12 protein-coding genes and 1 pseudogene are annotated in these 15,527 nt (G+C 66.7%); 8 read left to right on the top strand and 5 right to left on the bottom strand.

The genetic code is table 11. The features are described 5' to 3' along the window. Positions 1-56: 56 nt before the first annotated feature. Both HY699_06495 and HY699_06490 read right to left on the bottom strand, forming a co-directional pair. Positions 57-241, bottom strand: a pseudogene (locus tag HY699_06495) (hypothetical protein). A 96-nt stretch (positions 242-337) separates the two neighbouring features. Next, a complete protein-coding gene (locus tag HY699_06490; GenBank protein ID MBI4515446.1) occupies positions 338-2,335 on the bottom strand; it encodes a hypothetical protein in 1,998 nt (665 codons plus the stop codon). Positions 2,336-2,572: 237 nt separating this feature from the next. Between HY699_06490 and ligA the strand changes: the two genes are divergently transcribed. The 3 genes from ligA (at position 2,573) to HY699_06475 (ending at position 7,371) form a co-directional block, all read left to right on the top strand. After that, a complete protein-coding gene (ligA, locus tag HY699_06485; protein ID MBI4515445.1) occupies positions 2,573-4,642 on the top strand; it encodes an NAD-dependent DNA ligase LigA in 2,070 nt (689 codons plus the stop codon). Further along, positions 4,639-4,941, top strand: coding sequence for an acylphosphatase (locus HY699_06480; GenBank protein ID MBI4515444.1), 303 nt, complete (start codon positions 4,639-4,641; stop codon positions 4,939-4,941). Before ligA ends, HY699_06480 begins: the two co-directional genes overlap by 4 nt. Positions 4,942-5,238: 297 nt before the next feature. Then, a complete protein-coding gene (locus HY699_06475) occupies positions 5,239-7,371 on the top strand; it encodes an FAD-dependent oxidoreductase (protein MBI4515443.1) in 2,133 nt (710 codons plus the stop codon). Positions 7,372-7,386: 15 nt separating this feature from the next. Here HY699_06475 and HY699_06470 read toward each other — a convergent pair whose 3' ends face one another. The 3 genes from HY699_06470 to asd all read right to left on the bottom strand — a co-directional run bounded on the left by HY699_06470 (position 7,387) and on the right by asd (position 11,329). Next, on the bottom strand, positions 7,387-9,318 hold the full coding sequence (locus tag HY699_06470; GenBank protein MBI4515442.1) for a GAF domain-containing sensor histidine kinase: 1,932 nt from the start codon (positions 9,316-9,318) through the stop codon (positions 7,387-7,389). A gap of 251 nt (positions 9,319-9,569) precedes the next feature. Then, positions 9,570-10,220 (bottom strand): GNAT family N-acetyltransferase, encoded by a 651-nt coding sequence (locus HY699_06465; protein ID MBI4515441.1) that lies wholly within the window; start codon positions 10,218-10,220, stop codon positions 9,570-9,572. Between the two features lie 29 nt (positions 10,221-10,249). After that, positions 10,250-11,329, bottom strand: a complete 1,080-nt coding sequence (asd, locus tag HY699_06460; protein ID MBI4515440.1) for an aspartate-semialdehyde dehydrogenase — start codon at positions 11,327-11,329, stop codon at positions 10,250-10,252. 204 nt (positions 11,330-11,533) lie between these two features. On the opposite strand from asd, the gene HY699_06455 reads away from it, so the two are divergent. From HY699_06455 to HY699_06435, 5 genes are all read left to right on the top strand, one after another. Beyond that, positions 11,534-11,881, top strand: a complete 348-nt coding sequence (locus tag HY699_06455; protein ID MBI4515439.1) for a DUF3024 domain-containing protein — start codon at positions 11,534-11,536, stop codon at positions 11,879-11,881. 45 nt (positions 11,882-11,926) lie between these two features. Continuing rightward, the gene (locus tag HY699_06450) at positions 11,927-12,850 is read left to right on the top strand and encodes a TIGR03560 family F420-dependent LLM class oxidoreductase (GenBank protein MBI4515438.1); all 924 of its coding nucleotides are present in this window, start codon (positions 11,927-11,929) and stop codon (positions 12,848-12,850) included. A gap of 57 nt (positions 12,851-12,907) precedes the next feature. Continuing rightward, complete coding sequence (locus tag HY699_06445; protein MBI4515437.1) at positions 12,908-13,624, top strand: glycosyltransferase family 2 protein; 717 nt, start codon at positions 12,908-12,910, stop codon at positions 13,622-13,624. Continuing rightward, on the top strand, positions 13,624-14,409 hold the full coding sequence (locus HY699_06440; GenBank protein MBI4515436.1) for an adenosylcobinamide-GDP ribazoletransferase: 786 nt from the start codon (positions 13,624-13,626) through the stop codon (positions 14,407-14,409). Before HY699_06445 ends, HY699_06440 begins: the two co-directional genes overlap by 1 nt. A gap of 123 nt (positions 14,410-14,532) precedes the next feature. Next, entirely contained in the window at positions 14,533-15,450 is a 918-nt protein-coding gene (locus HY699_06435; GenBank protein ID MBI4515435.1) for a carboxypeptidase regulatory-like domain-containing protein, read from the top strand. The last annotated feature ends 77 nt before the right edge of the window (positions 15,451-15,527 follow it).

Below are 15,527 nucleotides of genomic sequence, written 5' to 3'. Positions count from 1 at the left end.
TGTCATTCCCGCGAAAGCGGGAATCCACGGCACCGGCTCGCTACGACCCGCCAGCGCTACACGATCTCGTCATAGAGGTCTCGCCAGTCCGGGTTCTGAGCTTCGATCAGCTCGATCTTCCCGGCGCGGCGCCACTTCTTCAGCTGCTTCTCCCGCACGATTGCGGTCTCTGCGCAGCCGTGCGCTTCGTAGTGCCGTTCCGTTTGCTGGCCAGGATGTAGACGCAGAACTGCTTGTCCATAGCGCCAAACGCCAAACTGGATTCCCGCTTTCGCGGGAATGACGGCCATAACACCGAACCACGTTACCCACAAATTTGTCGCGCACCCGCGTGATATCAGGCGGGCGGGAACTCGGCGATAACGCCCGGACAATCCACCGAGTAGATGATGCGATCCTTGTCTTGGTAAACCGGCGCGCCGAATCGTTTGCCGCGAAACGGCGTGTTGCGAGGGTGGAGCAGATAGAGCGGCCGTGGCTCGGTGCCATCCGATAGCTCGGCTGCCGTACGGCACGCCGCCTGCGGGTTGTCGAAGTTCCACCCGACCTCGGGCAGTGCCCGCAGGCGGCTGGGTTGAAAGTACTGGCGCTCGATTCCGGAAGACGCCGTGCCGAGATCTGCCGGGGGCACCAGTCGAATGCGCTCGATCGAGTGCAGCCAGGTACTACGCAGATCCAGCCCTTGGAGCACGACCAGTGCGTCGAGCGGCGTGCGCTCATTTATCCAGCTGACGAAACGCACCGAAGGTGGCCGCGGAAGGAGGTTGCGCCGGATCTCATGGTAAAGCTGGAATGCCGGCGCCGGCAGGGCCGCCAGGCTTCCGACCACCGCCAACGCCAGCAGCAACCGCCGCAAGCGCCGATCCACGGCGAGCGACAGCAGCCAGGCACTGCCGAGGGCCCAAGCGATCTGCGCTGGAATGATTCCGCGCATGGCGAAGTCGTTAAACTTGGTCGAGCGCACCAGATAGAAGAACGGCAGGAACGCCAGGCCGATGGCGGCTATCCAGCGCCGCGCCGGATCACTCCAGATGCCGCGGGCATCAAGATAGAGCCAGGCAAGAAACAGCGGCAGTGTCACCCCACTGTCGTTGAAGAGGTAGATCAAGAAGCGCGGTAGCAACTGAATCTTGGCCCACAGGAACGAACCCAGAGTGTCCGAGCGTAGCTGCAGCTCCGGCATGAGCATCACGGCATGGTCGTTCATCTCCAGCACGGGATCCTTCCCTGGATACGTCGCCAGCAGCGTCAGGCTCAAAGCGCCACCGACGGCAAATGCGCCCAAGATCTCACGGGCGCCCCAAGGTGCCCGCCAGTCGCGCAGACCACAGACAAACCACAACGCAACTCCGGCGCCCAAGCCGAAGGCCGCGAACACACTGCAGCCGGCGACAAACGCCAGCAGCAACCCCAGCAGCGCCACCCGCGTGCGGCGATCCCCTTTGATGCCGCCGATCAGCGCTACCCCCAGCAGTACGCCGTAGCCCGCCAGCCAGTGTTGCGGCACCCATACGGCCAGCGTGCTGGGGACAGACATCTGGAGAATATCCCGGTAGATAGGAAATAGCTCCACTACCCAGCCTTCGATGTAACCTGTGGTGATATAGTTGACGTTGGCGATGTACTCAGGGAGGACGATCCAGAAGTCGTAGCCGCCGCCGAAGGTGAGAAACAGCACCATGGCGAACGCCGCCCAAGGGTTGGGGCAGAGGCGGAACGCCAACGCCTGCACGACGAGCATAACCATGGCGGTCTCAAGCACGACGTGGATGCCCAGCGCCTGGGCAATGCTGAGATCTGGGTGCGCCAAGCGCGCCAGCAGCCCGGCCGGCACCAGGCTGTAGTAGTAATACGACAACGGCAACCGCGGCGAGAGGTAATAGCGGGGAGGGACTCCCGTGGCCGCTATGGCGGTGACGTGGGCGAGACGTTGGAAATCATCGACGATGGTAGGCCCCCGCCGCTCCAACAGCGACATCCTGGTGCCACAAAGGCACACCGTGAATGCAATGACTAACGCCCAGGACAAGACCCAGGGTAACCGCTGACGTTGTTTCTCCCCTCGGCCCGGCAGTGTCAGGGCCAGCCCGCGGCGGCGCAGCAGTAGGCCGGCGACCTGACCGGCCGCGCCGAGAGCGAGCAGCGCAGCAACGATGAACGCCGGCCGGCTGCTGCGTATACCCAACGCCCCGGCATTCGCGAGCACCACCGGAGTCAGAACGAACGAACCCAGCAGCCAGAGCACCGGGTTCCAGCGCGCGCGGTCGGAGAAGATCGCCGCGGCACCGAAGCCGGGTAGGAGGTAAACCGCGGCGATCGCGAGCACGGCTGTCACCGCGGGCCTGCTACGAGCGCGGGCTCGAACCAAAGTCGCGGGCTGTAGTTGTCGCGTGCGTGATTCTCATTGTCGGCTGGGCGCAGCTCACACGGGTTCCTTCTAGGTCGCCGGCGACCGATTGCGCAAGCGTCGCGGGAAACGGTTTCAGCGGCTGCCGGCGGCCGGTAGCGGACTCTCTTGGTCTGCCGCCGGCCCCGTTGCCCGTCGCCCCGCTGCGGCGGTATACAGACGAGCGTGTCGTCTTCCAGTTCACCGGCATCTCAGCTCAGCGCTGCGGCGGCGGTGCGTGAGATCGCGCGACTGAGTCAGGAGATCACCCGCCACAACTACCTCTACTACGTCGGCGACGCGCCCGAGATTTCGGATGCCGCATACGACCGGCTGTTTCGCCGCCTACAGGAATTGGAAGAGACCTTTCCCCAGCTGCGCCGCCCCAATTCACCGACTCAGCGGGTTGGCGCCGCGCCGGCCGAGAAGTTCGGCTCGGTACGCCACACCCTGCCCATGCTGTCGCTGGGCAACGCCATGGCGCCGGCGGAGTTCCGCGAGTTCGACGACCGCGTCCGCCGCTTCCTGAAGACCAGCACGGCGGTGCACTACGTCGCCGAGCCCAAGCTCGACGGCCTGGCGGTGGAGCTGGTCTACCTCGACGGCGAGCTCAGCGTCGCCTCCACGCGCGGGGACGGTACCACCGGTGAGGACGTCACCGCCAACGTCAGGACCATCCACAGCGTGCCGTTGCAGCTCATTCGCACCCCCGGAGCCCCGCCGCTGCCGGCGCGGTTGGAGGTACGCGGCGAGGTGATCTTCCCGAAGGCCGCCTTCGCGCAGCTCAACCGCGGGCGCGAAGAGCGGGGCGAGCCCACCTTCGCCAACCCCCGCAACGCCGCCGCCGGCTCGTTGCGCCAGCTCGATGCGCGCATCACCGCGCAGCGCCCACTCGACATCTTCTGCCACAGCCCCGGCCAGATCGCCGGCGCCGGTTGCGCCAGTCACTGGGAGTTTCTCGGCTGCCTGCAATCCTGGGGACTGAAGACCAATCCGCTCAACCGGCGCTGCTGCGGTGCCGCCGAGGTCGAGCGGTACCATGCCGAGATCGAGCAGCGGCGCGCTGAGCTGCCCTATGAGGTCGACGGCATCGTCGCCAAGGTGAACGACTTCGAATTGCAACGCCGGCTGGGCGAGGTCTCGCGCTCGCCCCGGTGGGCGATCGCTTTCAAGTTCGCCGCCCAGCAGGCCCGCACGCGGGTGCGCAACATCGTCCCTTCGGTGGGCCGCACCGGCGCCATCACCCCCGTGGCTGAGCTCGAGCCGGTGCCGGTTGGCGGAGTTACCGTCTCCAACGCTTCGCTGCACAATATGGACGAGGTCGAGCGCAAAGACGTCCGCATCGGGGACACCGTGATCATCGAGCGCGCCGGCGACGTGATTCCCTACGTCGTCGGCGTCGTCACCAGCGAGCGCACGGGCCGGGAGCGCAAGTTCCACATGCCCGCAACCTGCCCGGTGTGCGGAAGCAGGGTGGTGCGTGAGGAGGGCGAGGCGGCGTATCGCTGCATCGGCATGAGTTGCCCGGCGAAGTTGCGCGAGGCAATCCGGCACTTCGCCTCGAAGCACGCCCTCAACATCGATGGTCTGGGCGACAAGCTGGTCACCCAGTTGATTGAGGCGGAATTGGTAAGAAGCGTGGCTGACCTGTACGACCTCACCAAGGAGCAGCTCGTCGAGTTGGAACGTATGGCCGAGAAGTCGGCGCAGAACATTATCGATGCGATTACTGCGAGCAAGCACACCACCCTGGCGCGCTTTATCAACGGGCTCGGCATACCGCAGGTTGGCGAGCATATGGCTGCTCTGCTCGCCGAGCATTTCGGCAACATCGCAGCGCTGGAGCATGCCGGCGAGGACGAGCTGCTGTCGATCCGCGAAGTCGGCCCCGAAACCGCGCGCGCGATTCGCGCCTTCTTCGCCATGAAACAGAACCGCGAAGTCATCAGCCGGCTGCTGCGCGCGGGCGTACAGCCCGCGGGCGAGCGCCGCCTTCGCGGCGACAAGCTGGCCGGGCGAACCTTCGTCTTGACCGGAGCGTTGGCGATTCCACGCGACGAAGCGGTTCGGCTTATCGAGGCCGAGGGCGGTAAGGTAACCGGTAGTGTCACCAAGAAGACCGACTACGTCGTGGCCGGAGAGGAGCCCGGCTCCAAGCTCGACAAGGCCAAACAACTCGGAGTCCCCGTGCTCGACGAGGCGCAGTTGCGCGCCTTGCTGCAGGCTCCGCCATCCGGCATCGAGGCGCGCCGATGAGCGATCGCGCGCGCCCGTCGTCGGCTTCTGCGCGGCTGTATCTGAGCGTGGTCGGCCGGGTGCAAGGTGTCGGCTTTCGCTACGCCACCGTCGATCAAGCGCGGCGGCTCGGGCTCGTAGGCTGGACGCGCAATTGCCCCGACGGCTCCGTCGAGATCGTGGCCGAGGGGCCACCCACGGAGCTCGACCGTCTCCTCGTCTGGTGCCGCGGCGGCCCACCCGGCGCTCTGGTGCAGCACAGCGAGAGTCGGTGGGACGCTGCCACCGGCGAGTTCACCGATTTCCGCATCCGCTATTGATGCCCGTATTTTACCGCTACATCTCCGCACGGCTGTCAATGTTCAGGTCGCAGCAGTCAGGTGGAGGTGGTGGCACAGGCTTCCAGCCTGCCGGTCGGGTGCTCGCTGAGCAGCGACGGTGCGCGCTTGTTGCTCACCCCGGTCGAGACGCTGGCCCCGAACACGGTCGGAGCCCACGCTTCTTGTCGCCTCGCTCCGGGGCGGCTCACCCGACGGATTTCCCGAAGCTGGGTCTTGGACTAGCCAGCTTGACAGCCGGCGGCCCGCCTGCGAATGCACGGCCGCGAAAGGCGGCCCATGGCGAATTCGAGTTCGTTCAAACACCTGCTCTCACCCGGGCGCATCGGCTCGCTCTCGGTGCGCAACCGAATCTTTATGACCCCGATGGGCTCTAACCTCGCCGAGGCGGATGGGCACGTCGGCGAGCGCATCACGCGCTACTACGAGGAGCGCGCCAAGGGTGGGGCCGGGCTGATCATCGTCGGCGTCGGCGCCATCGCCTACCCGGCCGGCTCGTGTATTCCACACCAAGTCGCGGTCTCCGACGACGTCTTCTTGCCGGGTCTGCAGCGCCTGACCGCTCGGGTGCACGCGCACGGAGCCAAGATCGGCATTCAGCTGCAGCACGCCGGCAAGGTGGCAACGCAGGACATGGCTGCGGGCCGGCCGATGTGGGTGCCCTCAGATCTGCCGATGAAGGGCGGCGATCTGCTCGACGACTTGACGATGGAAGAGATCCAGGGCGTCACCGGCTACTTGGCGCAGCCGGGCGCGGGCATCAGCTTCCACGAGATGACCAAAGCCGACATCGAGCAGTTGATCGCGATGTTTGCCGACGCCAGCGAGCGCGCGCGCCGCGCCGGCTTCGACGCCGTCGAGATTCACGCCGCTCACGGCTATCTCATCTCCGCCTTTCTGTCGCCCGCCAGCAACCACCGCACCGACGAGTACGGCGGGCCGCTTGCCAATCGCGCCCGCTTGTTGGTCGAAGTGCTGCGGGCGGTGAAACAGCGTACCGGCAAGGATTTCACCGTCTGGTGCCGCCTCGATGCCACCGAGTTTCGCATTGACGGCGGCATCACCTTGGCCGATGCCCAGCAGACGGCGGAAATGGCCGAGGCCGCCGGCGCCGACGCGATCCACGTCAGCGCTTACGCCGACCCGACCTCGGGCGTAGCCTTCACCGATGCGCCGCTGGTGCACCAGCCCTGCGGCTTCGTCGACTTCGCTCACCGCATCAAGCAGCGGGTGCGCATCCCCGTGATCGCTGTCGGCCGCATCGAACCCGCGGAAGCCGATGACCTCATCGCCAGCGGCAAGGCCGACTTCATCGCCATGGGCCGCAAGCTGCTCGCCGATCCGGAGCTGCCCGCGAAACTCGCCGAGGGCCGCCCGGGCGACGTCCGCCCGTGCATCTATTGTTACACCTGCGTGGCGCAGATCTACCTCAACCAGCCCAGCCGCTGCGCCGTCAATCCCGCCAGCGGGCGCGAGGCCGAGTTCGAGATCACGGCCGCGGCCAAGCCGCGCCCCGTGCTGATTGCCGGCGGCGGCCCGGCCGGCATGGAAGCCGCGCGCGTGGCCGCGCTCCGCGGCCACCACGTGACTTTGTGTGAGAAGAGCGAACGACTGGGCGGTACCGCGGTCTTCTCCTCGCTGGTCTACGAGGTCAACGGCAAGCTGGTCGAGTACCTGGAGCGGCAGGTGCGCCAACTCCCCATCGAGCTGCGGCTGGGCCAGGAAGTGAATGCGGCGCTGGTGCGGGAACTACAACCCGAGGTGGTGCTGGTGGCGGTGGGTGCCCGCCGGCAGCCGCCGCCGATCCCGGGGGTGGATCGACCCAACGTGCTCAGCGGCGACGACCTGCGCAATCTGATGACCGGCGCCGACCAAAGTGCCGCGGTCGAGAAACTCTCCTTGGCGCAGCGCGCGCTGTTGAAGATGGGTGGCCTGTTGGGGGTCACCGACCGCATCGCGCTCACCCGCGAGCTTACCCGTCACTGGATGCCGCTGGGCAAGCGGATCGTCATCATCGGCGGCGGACTGGTGGGCATCGAGCTAGCCGAGTTCCTGATCGAGCGCGGGCGCGTGGTCACGGTGCTCGAAGAGCAGGGCACGCTTGCCACCGAGATGGCGCTGCCGCGCCGTTGGCGCGCGCTCTACGAGCTGCGCCAGCACGGCGCGACCTTGTTGACCGGCGCAGCAGTGGAGGAGATCACCGCCGCCGGCGTGGCCTACCGCCGCGGGGTTGAGCGCCACACCGCGGCGGCGGATAACGTCATCGTGGCCACCGGCGTGGTTGAGAACCGCGGCTTGGCCGACAGCCTCAGCGGCCTCGGCGTTGAAGTGCACCTGCTCGGCGATTGCCGGGGTGTCGGCTATATCGACGGTGCAATCAGCGACGCCGCCCGAGTTGCCCGCATGATCTGAGGCTCCGAGCTCTGGTCACTGTGTGGCTTCGCGCAGTGCCACGACCGGCGTTGGTTCCAGCGGCAGCGAGACCGTGAACTGCGAGCCGCGCCCGACCTCGCTGTGCACGGCGATGGTGCCGCCGAGTGCGTCGATGAGCCGGCGTACGATGTAGAGCCCGAGCCCGACGCCGCCGTTCTCGAGCAGCCGAGCCGAGCCGTTGACCTGATGGAACATATCGAAAATGCGCGGCAGCTCCTCCTGGGCGATACCTGTCCCGGTGTCGCGCACGACGAACTCGAGGGCGCGGGCCGCGGGGCGGCTGGCGACGCTGACGCTGACCGTGCCCCGCTCGGTGTACTTCAGCGCGTTGTGCACCAGGTTGCGAACGATCATCTCGACCTTGGCGCGATCGCTGCGCAGGACCAGATGGCCGTGAGGCGCGCCGAAATCGAGCTGGACCTCGGGCTTGCGCCAGGCCGCGGGTAGATTGGTGGACACGCTCTGGAGCACCTCGGCGACCGGGAATTCCTCGATCGTCACCGGCACGCGGCCGCTCTCGATACGATTGACGTCGAGTATGTCCTGAATCAAGTCGAGCAGGTGTAACGAGCGCAGACGCACCCGCAGCAAGGCTTCGTGCTGTTCGGGGCTGAGGGCGCCGAGGGCGTGTTCGACCAGCAAATCGGTGTAGCCCAGGATCACGTTGAGCGGCGTGCGCAACTCGTGCGAAACGGTGGCGACGAATTCGGACTTGATCCGGCTGGCCTCGCGCGCGGCTTCCATCAGCTGGGCGTTTTCGAGCGCCACGGCCGCCTGCTGGGCGAAGCTCTTGAGCAAGCGGCGCTGGGTGTCGGTGAACGAAGCATGGCGGGGTGCGCTGCCGCTGCCGTCTTCGCCGGTTTCGACGTGTCCGCCCATGAGAACGCCGACGACGCGGTCGGCGCGGGCAATCGGGGCCGCCAGCATCGTGCGTGCGTGCCAGCGCTCCATCAGGCCGCGCGGCAGCAGATCCTGTCGCTCGCGATCGGTGATTTCGACCAAACCCTCGCGTTGTACGGCCTGGTGCAGAGGAAATGTCCCGCTCGCCACCTCGAGGGTGCGGACTTCATCGAACACCTCGTGATACGGGCCGCTGACGGCAACCGTGCGATAGACCTGGCGCTGCGCGTCGAGCAGTACGGTGATCGCCCAATCGAGGCCGAGGGCGCTGCGGGTTTGTTCGTTTAGTTGTTCGGCGGTTGCCTGCGGGTCGCGCAGCGAGTTGTTCAATGCTTGGGTCAGGTTCAACAGAGCGTTGGAAATCGCGGTCTCTTGCCGCTGCCGGGCGTTGGCGCGCTGCAGCTCGGCGCCATTGCGGAAGACGAGCCAGCGGTGGCGGTCGAGCACGTGGGCCCCGAGGGCGGTGATGGAGGCGGCGGCGATCAAGGCAAAGACGTCGTGCATCATAGTGAGCTGGGAGGTGGCGCCACCTCCCAGCGCGCCGACATAGGCGATCAAGCTGCCCAACCCGTACAGCCCCTGTCCCAGAGCCCCCCAGGGGAACATCACCCCGGTGCCGCCGAGCGCCAGCGACAAGCCGATGGCTAGCATCTCGGCACTGCCATGGCTGGCGGCGAAATAAGTGCTCATGCAGATCGCCAAGGCAACGTAAACCAGTACCGTAGCGGGCCAAATCCGCGCGGGCCGGTAGCGGGCGAGGATCATATGACCGGCCAAGAGCGCCAGCTCGGCGGTGCACACCGCCAGCAAGGTTTCCCGCCGATCGGCGTAGTACCACCACTCCAGTAAGCTACCGTTGCCGACAAAGAAGATGAAGAGGAAGGCGGTGAGAGGCGCCCGCTTGGCGATCAGGCTGCGGGTGGCGTCAAGGTAGGCTTGTACCACCGTGGCGTCGGCGGCCAGGGGGGGCGAGTCCACCCCGTTATCGAACACCGACTCCCACAGGCTGCCTCGCGGCGCCGCCATATGCCGTGGCTTCTACCATCCTAGTGCCGGGAGTCAAAGGCTTTTGCAGCGATCGGCCACCTGCCGGCGGTGCTAGCTAGTGGCTGCCGCCACAGTCGCAACTCACCTCCGGTGCTGAATGAAAGCGGCGCCCACCGCCGTGGTGAACCGCGCGTTGTAGATTCAAGCGGCGCCAAACCAGCACGGCCGCCGGCGCATGAACAAGGCGTACGACAAGGATGTTGCGCTTGGGTGCCGCGGCGGCTGAACCGTTAGCTCTGGTTGTGCTGGTAGAGTGGGTGGCGCTGCCACTCGCGCCGCCGGATCGAGTAGCGGTAGCGATCGATCGGGCGGCCATCTTGGTAGCGTGCGCGGTAGATGATGAACTCACGCCGCATGCCGAGCTTTTCCATGGTGCGGTAAGAGCGGCGGTTGGCGACGTCGCACACGGCCTGAATGCGGCGCAGGCCGAGGGCGCGAAAGCCGTAGTCGATCAGCAGCTGCCCGGCCTCGAGGTTGTAGCCCTGGCCCCAGTGCGAGCGCGCGATGGTGTAGCCGATCTCGCCGATGCGCCAGACGTGGCTGACGATGCGCAGATCGAAGGCGCCGATGACGCGCCGGCTGGCGAGCAGCTCGACCCCGAAGGTTTGTGAACGACGCTGATCGGCGCGATTGCAGCGCTGGATGTAGAGCGCGGCTTCCTGCTGCGTGCGATGTGGTGTCCACTCGACGTAGCGAGTGACTTCGGGGTCGGAGGCGTAAGCGAACACGGCCTCAACATCGTCGAGCGTCAACGCCCGCAGGCGCACGCGCGGCCCGTGCAGGAGCGCCGGCAGCGGGGTTACTGCCGCCGCGGCCGCCAGCTCTGTCTCGCCGGCCTGCGGTCGAGCTGAAGACTCCAAAGAGTCGGGGTGCCCCACCATGGTGCCGCGGCGCTGGTGCCGCTCACGGATCAGAGGTAACCGGCCGAGGCCAGATACTCGGCCACCAGCACCGCGCCCTTAGCCGCGCCCATCTTGGTGTTGTGCGACACCAACAAGAACTTCAGACCGTTGTCGAGGGCGGTGTCGGCGCGCAGGCGGCCCACGCTGGTGGCCATGCCGCCGTCGGCATCGCGATCGAGCCGCGGTTGGGGGCGGAAGGGATCGTCGTGCACGACGATCAGGCGCTGTGGCGCCGACGGCAGCGCCAGCTGTGCCAGCTCGCTGCCGAACTGGCGCATTGCCTGCTTGGCCGCTTCGATCGTGTAGGGCCGTTCGGTGGCGATGGTCACCGATTCGGTGTGCCCTTCGATGACGGCGGCACGGGTGCAGGTCGCGCTTACCGGAAATGGTGCCGGTGCAATGCCGCCCTCCCCGAGCTGGCCGAGGATCTTGCCGGTCTCCTTGGCAACTTTTTCTTCTTCCCCGTGAATGTACGGGATGACGTTGTCGACGATGTCGAGTGCGAGCACGCCCGGGGAGCGGCCGGCGCCGGAGATGCCCTGCATCGATGTCATGATGCAGCGCGCGATGCCGAAAGCGTCGTAGAGCGGCTTGAGGGCAATCGCCAGGCCGATGGTGGTGCAGTTGGGTAGCGGGGTGATGAAGCCGCGCCAGTGGCGCTGCCGGCGCTGGAGCTCGAGCAAGCGGGCATGGGCGAAGTTCACGCCCGGCACCAGGATCGGCACGTCGCTGTCGTAGCGGAACGCCGAGGCGTTGCTGACCACCGGGGTGGTGGCGGCGTAACGCGGCTCGAGTTCGCGCGCCACGTCGGACTCCACTGCGCTGAACACCAGATCGATACCGTTGAGGTTCAGCGCCGCCGCCTCTTGCACCGGCAGTTCCAGCATCGCCGCCGGCGGCTCCTCGTTGCACCACCAGCGCCGCGCGCCGGTGGCGGCATCGCGGATGGCTGCGCCGTAGGGCTTGCCCGCCGAGCGCGCCGATGCCGCTAGGGCAACGACGTCGAACCACGGGTGACCGTCCAAAGCAGTCAGGAACTGTTGCCCGGCAATACCGGTTGCGCCGACGATAGCGACCTTCTTTTTCACCTCGCGGACTCCTTTGCGCAGAGGATAGACGCCACTGCGGCGACCTTGTCAACTACGGCCGGGCGGTTTTCTACGTTCGCGCGATAGCAGGCCGGCGCCGCTGAACGACGGCCGGCGCGGCGGGCGCTGCCCACCTCGACAAGCGCGGGCGATTCTGTTTAGATGCGCGCACTTGCGTTGGGGTTAACTTATGAAGTCCGCCGCTTGGCGGCGGGGCGCGAGGGGGATGAACTCATGGCCGATTTTACGGAAGCGTATGTGCGGCGTGCGCTCGAACCCCGTTTGCGAGGCCACGGTACCATCGAGGTCCAGCAGTCGGGGCCGTCGGGCTTCACCATCATTCACCACTACACCAGCGAATGGAACGGGCGCCCGGTGTCATTACCGATCGCGCGGCTGCGGCCGAACGGCAACATGCTGCGGCTGTATTGGAAGCGGGCCAATGGCCGTTGGGCGCCGTACCAGAGCAATGGCCACGGCCAGTTCGTCGATTCGCTCGACAGCTGCCTGAAAGAGATCGATGCCGACCGCTGGCGCTGCTTCTGGGGCTGAGCGGCCGGCGCGCGGCGCTCGCCGACGGCGGGCGGCGTGGCGGTAATGAAGTTCGGGTTGTTCTTCCCGCAAGTCGGTGTGCCGTTCCCGGTTATCCGGGCGCGCGCGCAACTGGCCGACCAGCTCGGCTATGACTCGATCATGTTCGTCGATCACATGTGGAGTCGCGGCATGCCCGAGATGGATCATCTCGAGGCGTGGACGGTGATGTCGGCCACGGCCGTGCTCACCGAACGGCTGAAGGTGGGCGCGCTGGTGTTGTGCAACTCCTACCGCAACCCGGCGCTGCTGGCGAAGATGGCCGCCAGCCTCGACGCCGTCAGCAACGGCCGGCTGATCTTCGGTATCGGCGCCGGCTGGATGGACGAGGAGTACCGCGCCTACGGCTATCCCTTCCCCTCGGCGCGCACGCGCATCGAACAACTCGACGAAGCGCTAGAGCTCATCAAGCGCATGTTCGCGGCCCCCAGCGCGACCTTCCAGGGCAAGTACTACGGCGTCGAGGAGGCCGTTAACAATCCCAAGCCGGTGCAACTGCCGCATCCGCCGATCCTGATTGGCGGCGCCGGCGAGAAGCGGCTGCTGGCGGTGGTGGCGCGCCACGCCGACATCTGGAATTGCCCCAACAACGCGGCGGCGGAACTGCCGCGCAAACTCGCCGTCTTGCACGATCACTGCACGGCCATCGGCCGCGACCCGAACACCATCGAGATCTCGGAGCAAACCATCGTCGTACTGGGCAAGGACGAGGCCGCATTTAAGCAGAAGTGGGAGCTGGCGCAGGCCACGCTCGGGCGCGTGTTCGATCTGGAGAAAACCGCCTTGCGCGGTACGCCAGCGCAAGTGATCGACCAGCTCCGCGCTCGCTGTCAACAGGGAGTGACTTCGTTCATGATCCTGTTTGGCGACTTCCATGCGCCCGAGACGCTGGCGCTGTTCGCCGAGCGGGTGGCGCCGGCTTGCCGTTAGCCGAGGCCTGCCGGCGCCGGCGAATTCGGAGCAGCTCCTTGCCCGCCAGTCTGCGCGATGTACTTCGGCCAACGTGTCGCGGTTATCATCCCGGTGCTGAACGAGGAAGGCGCCATCGCGCCGGTGGTGCGAGCCATTCCGCGTGAGGTAGCCGACGATATCGTCGTGGTCGACAACGGCTCGAGCGATGGCAGTGCGGCAGCGGCCCGTCGCGCCGGTGCGACGGTGGTGAGCGAGCCGCGGCGCGGCTATGGCTCCGCTTGCTGGCGCGGGCTGGAGGTGATTCGCGGCCAGCCGCCCGACATCGTGGTGTTTCTTGACGGTGATTTCAGCGACCACCCCGAGGAAATGCCGCGCCTGCTCGATCCGATTGCGCGTGAACAGGCCGACTTAGTCATCGGCTCGCGCGTACGCGGAGCCGACCCCGGCGCCTTGCCGCCGCAAGCGCGGCTGGGCAACGCGCTGGCGACCGCGCTGGTGCGCCTGCTCTTCGGCTTTCGTTACAGTGACTTGGGGCCGTTTCGGGCGATTCGCTTTGCCGCGCTCGAACAGCTCGACCTGCGCGATCGCGACTTCGGTTGGAGCATCGAAATGCAGGTGAAGGCGGTACTGGCCGGCCTGCGTATTCAGGAGGTGGCAGTGGGGTACCGCCGCCGCGTAGGCGTATCCAAGGTGAGCGGCACCGTGAGCGGGGCACTGCATGCCGGCTGGAAAATCGTGGCGACTATCGTGGCGTTGCGCTGGCGCAGCTCGAAATTGGCGGGCTGGCGCTGATGGGCGAGCAGCCAAGCGGCGAAGAGGCGCAATGGTGGCGGGGCGGACCGCTGCCATCGTGGGCCGATCTGCTTGCGGCGGTGGCGTGGTTGACGGTGCTGCCGGTGGCGCCCGTGGTGCCCCCTGGAGCCGCGGCGTTCTTCTATCCGGTCGTCGGAGCGCTCGCCGGCGGCTGTTGGTGGCTGATGGATCGGCTGCTCGGTGGCTGGCTGCCACCACTGCCGCGCGCCGGCCTCGCCCTGGGCTTGTGGCTGGCGGCGACGGCGGCGCGCCCGGCCGATGGCCTGCTGCGCACCGGCAGCGCGCTGATTGCCGGCCACAACCGCGCGCGGGCGCTGTCCATGCTGGCGGAGCCGGAATACAACGCCTGCGGTTGGCTAACACTGTCGGTAACCGCGGCGTTGCAGCTGTGGAGTTTGACGATTCTGGAACGGGGCCGGCTGCCGGCGCTGCTGTTCGCTCCGGTGCTGGGAGGCTGGGCGATGGTGGTGTTGGCACACGGAGCGCGCGCCGCTCGTAGCGATGGCCGCCGGCTCAAGTACGCCAGCGCGGTCGGATTCCGTGAGTTCGCCTTCGCCAGCGTGTTTACCTTCGGCGTCTTGTTCACCGCGCTGCAAGAGATAGGAATTCTCGTGGGCGTGAGCGCAGCCGCTGCGGTTGTCGGACTGCGCCTTGGGTTGCACCACTGGCTCGACGGGATTACCGACGCCACCTGCCGGGCCGGTGCCGAGGTCGTGCTCACGCTGGCACTGGTGCTGTTCGCGATCATGGAGGCGAGATCGTGAGTCCGCGTTAGCTATGCCGGCATGATTGCGTGCATAATCCTTGACTTCGCGTAGCGAAGGTGAGAGCATCCGAGCCGCTTTTGGGCTTTGGAATGGCCGATTCGCGGAGGAGAGGCTATGTTGATGAGACTAATTAGTCGGCGGAAGGGACTGGCGGCGCGGGCAATTGCGGTTTCGCTGGCGTGCGCCTTGGTCGGCGCTCCGGCGCTGGCGGCCAGCAAAGCGGCGCTTGGCGGTAAGATCGTTAGCGCTGCCGGCACGCCAGTTCGCGGAGCCAAGGTGCTGGTGCTGCGGCCCGGATCTGATTCGGTGCTGTTCTCGGCTACCAGCGGCGAAAACGGCCTCTATGTCATCGACGGCCTGAAGGCGGGTACCTACCACGTCCGCGTTGAACCGGGCGTGCCCGAACTGCGCGGCGATACCGTGAAGGCCGAGATCACCGACAAGGGACTGGTGGTCAACTGGCGACTATCGGCCGAAAAGCCGGTAGCGCTGGCTATCCCCGGACAGGTCGGGGGCGCCGAAAGCGAGCTGTGCTCGCCGGTGCAGATCGGCGAATACGATGTGAATCGTTGCTACCTGGTCGGCGGCGTTGCACTGGTCGGGCTTGGCGCCGGCCTCGCTGCCGGTCTGAGCGGCGGTGGCGATGGGGAAGGGGGGGGCTCGCCCACTCCGACTGGCTCAGCTGCGCCACCGACGGCGACAGTGACAGGGACCCGCCCGACCACAATAGTGCCGTCCAATACGCCGACGCCGGAGACGCCGAGCGTGGTACCTACGAATACTGCGACGCCGAGGCCGACCACTGCGGCGCCCACAGATACGGCGACGCCGGAGACGCCATCGCCGACTACCGTGGCGCCGACCGATACGCCGACACCGGAAACCCCGACCGAGGCGCCGACTGACACGCCCACCCCAGAGACCCCGACCGAGGCACCGACGGACACTCCGACGCCAGAGACCCCGACTGTGGCGCCGACGGACACTCCGTCCGAAGAGCCGACGCCGACGCCGACGGAGGAGAGCCCGGATCGCTAATGCCCGATTGCCCCGGGGTGCGGGGCTGAGGCGGAATCATTCCCAAGACAGGGAGGCGTTCTTCGCCTCCCTGTCTT

The sequence above is a fragment of the Deltaproteobacteria bacterium genome (genome assembly GCA_016210005.1).
In the GTDB taxonomy this organism is placed as follows: domain Bacteria; phylum Desulfobacterota; class Binatia; order HRBIN30; family JACQVA1; genus JACQVA1.
The sequence above is the reverse complement of the archived record's forward strand: the minus strand, read 5'-3'. Positions and strand labels throughout refer to the sequence as shown.

Excerpts from the sequence above, each read along its gene's own strand:
- HY699_06470 (MBI4515442.1), bottom strand. The coding sequence starts at position 9,318 with ATGGCGGCGCCGCGAGGCAGCCTGTGGGAGTCGGTGTTCGATAACGGG.
- HY699_06465 (MBI4515441.1), bottom strand. The coding sequence starts at position 10,220 with ATGGTGGGGCACCCCGACTCTTTGGAGTCTTCAGCTCGACCGCAGGCC.
- HY699_06445 (MBI4515437.1), top strand. The coding sequence starts at position 12,908 with ATGTACTTCGGCCAACGTGTCGCGGTTATCATCCCGGTGCTGAACGAG.
- HY699_06480 (MBI4515444.1), top strand. The coding sequence starts at position 4,639 with ATGAGCGATCGCGCGCGCCCGTCGTCGGCTTCTGCGCGGCTGTATCTG.
- HY699_06435 (MBI4515435.1), top strand. The coding sequence starts at position 14,533 with ATGAGACTAATTAGTCGGCGGAAGGGACTGGCGGCGCGGGCAATTGCG.
- HY699_06450 (MBI4515438.1), top strand. The coding sequence starts at position 11,927 with ATGAAGTTCGGGTTGTTCTTCCCGCAAGTCGGTGTGCCGTTCCCGGTT.
- HY699_06475 (MBI4515443.1), top strand. The coding sequence starts at position 5,239 with ATGGCGAATTCGAGTTCGTTCAAACACCTGCTCTCACCCGGGCGCATC.
- HY699_06440 (MBI4515436.1), top strand. The coding sequence starts at position 13,624 with ATGGGCGAGCAGCCAAGCGGCGAAGAGGCGCAATGGTGGCGGGGCGGA.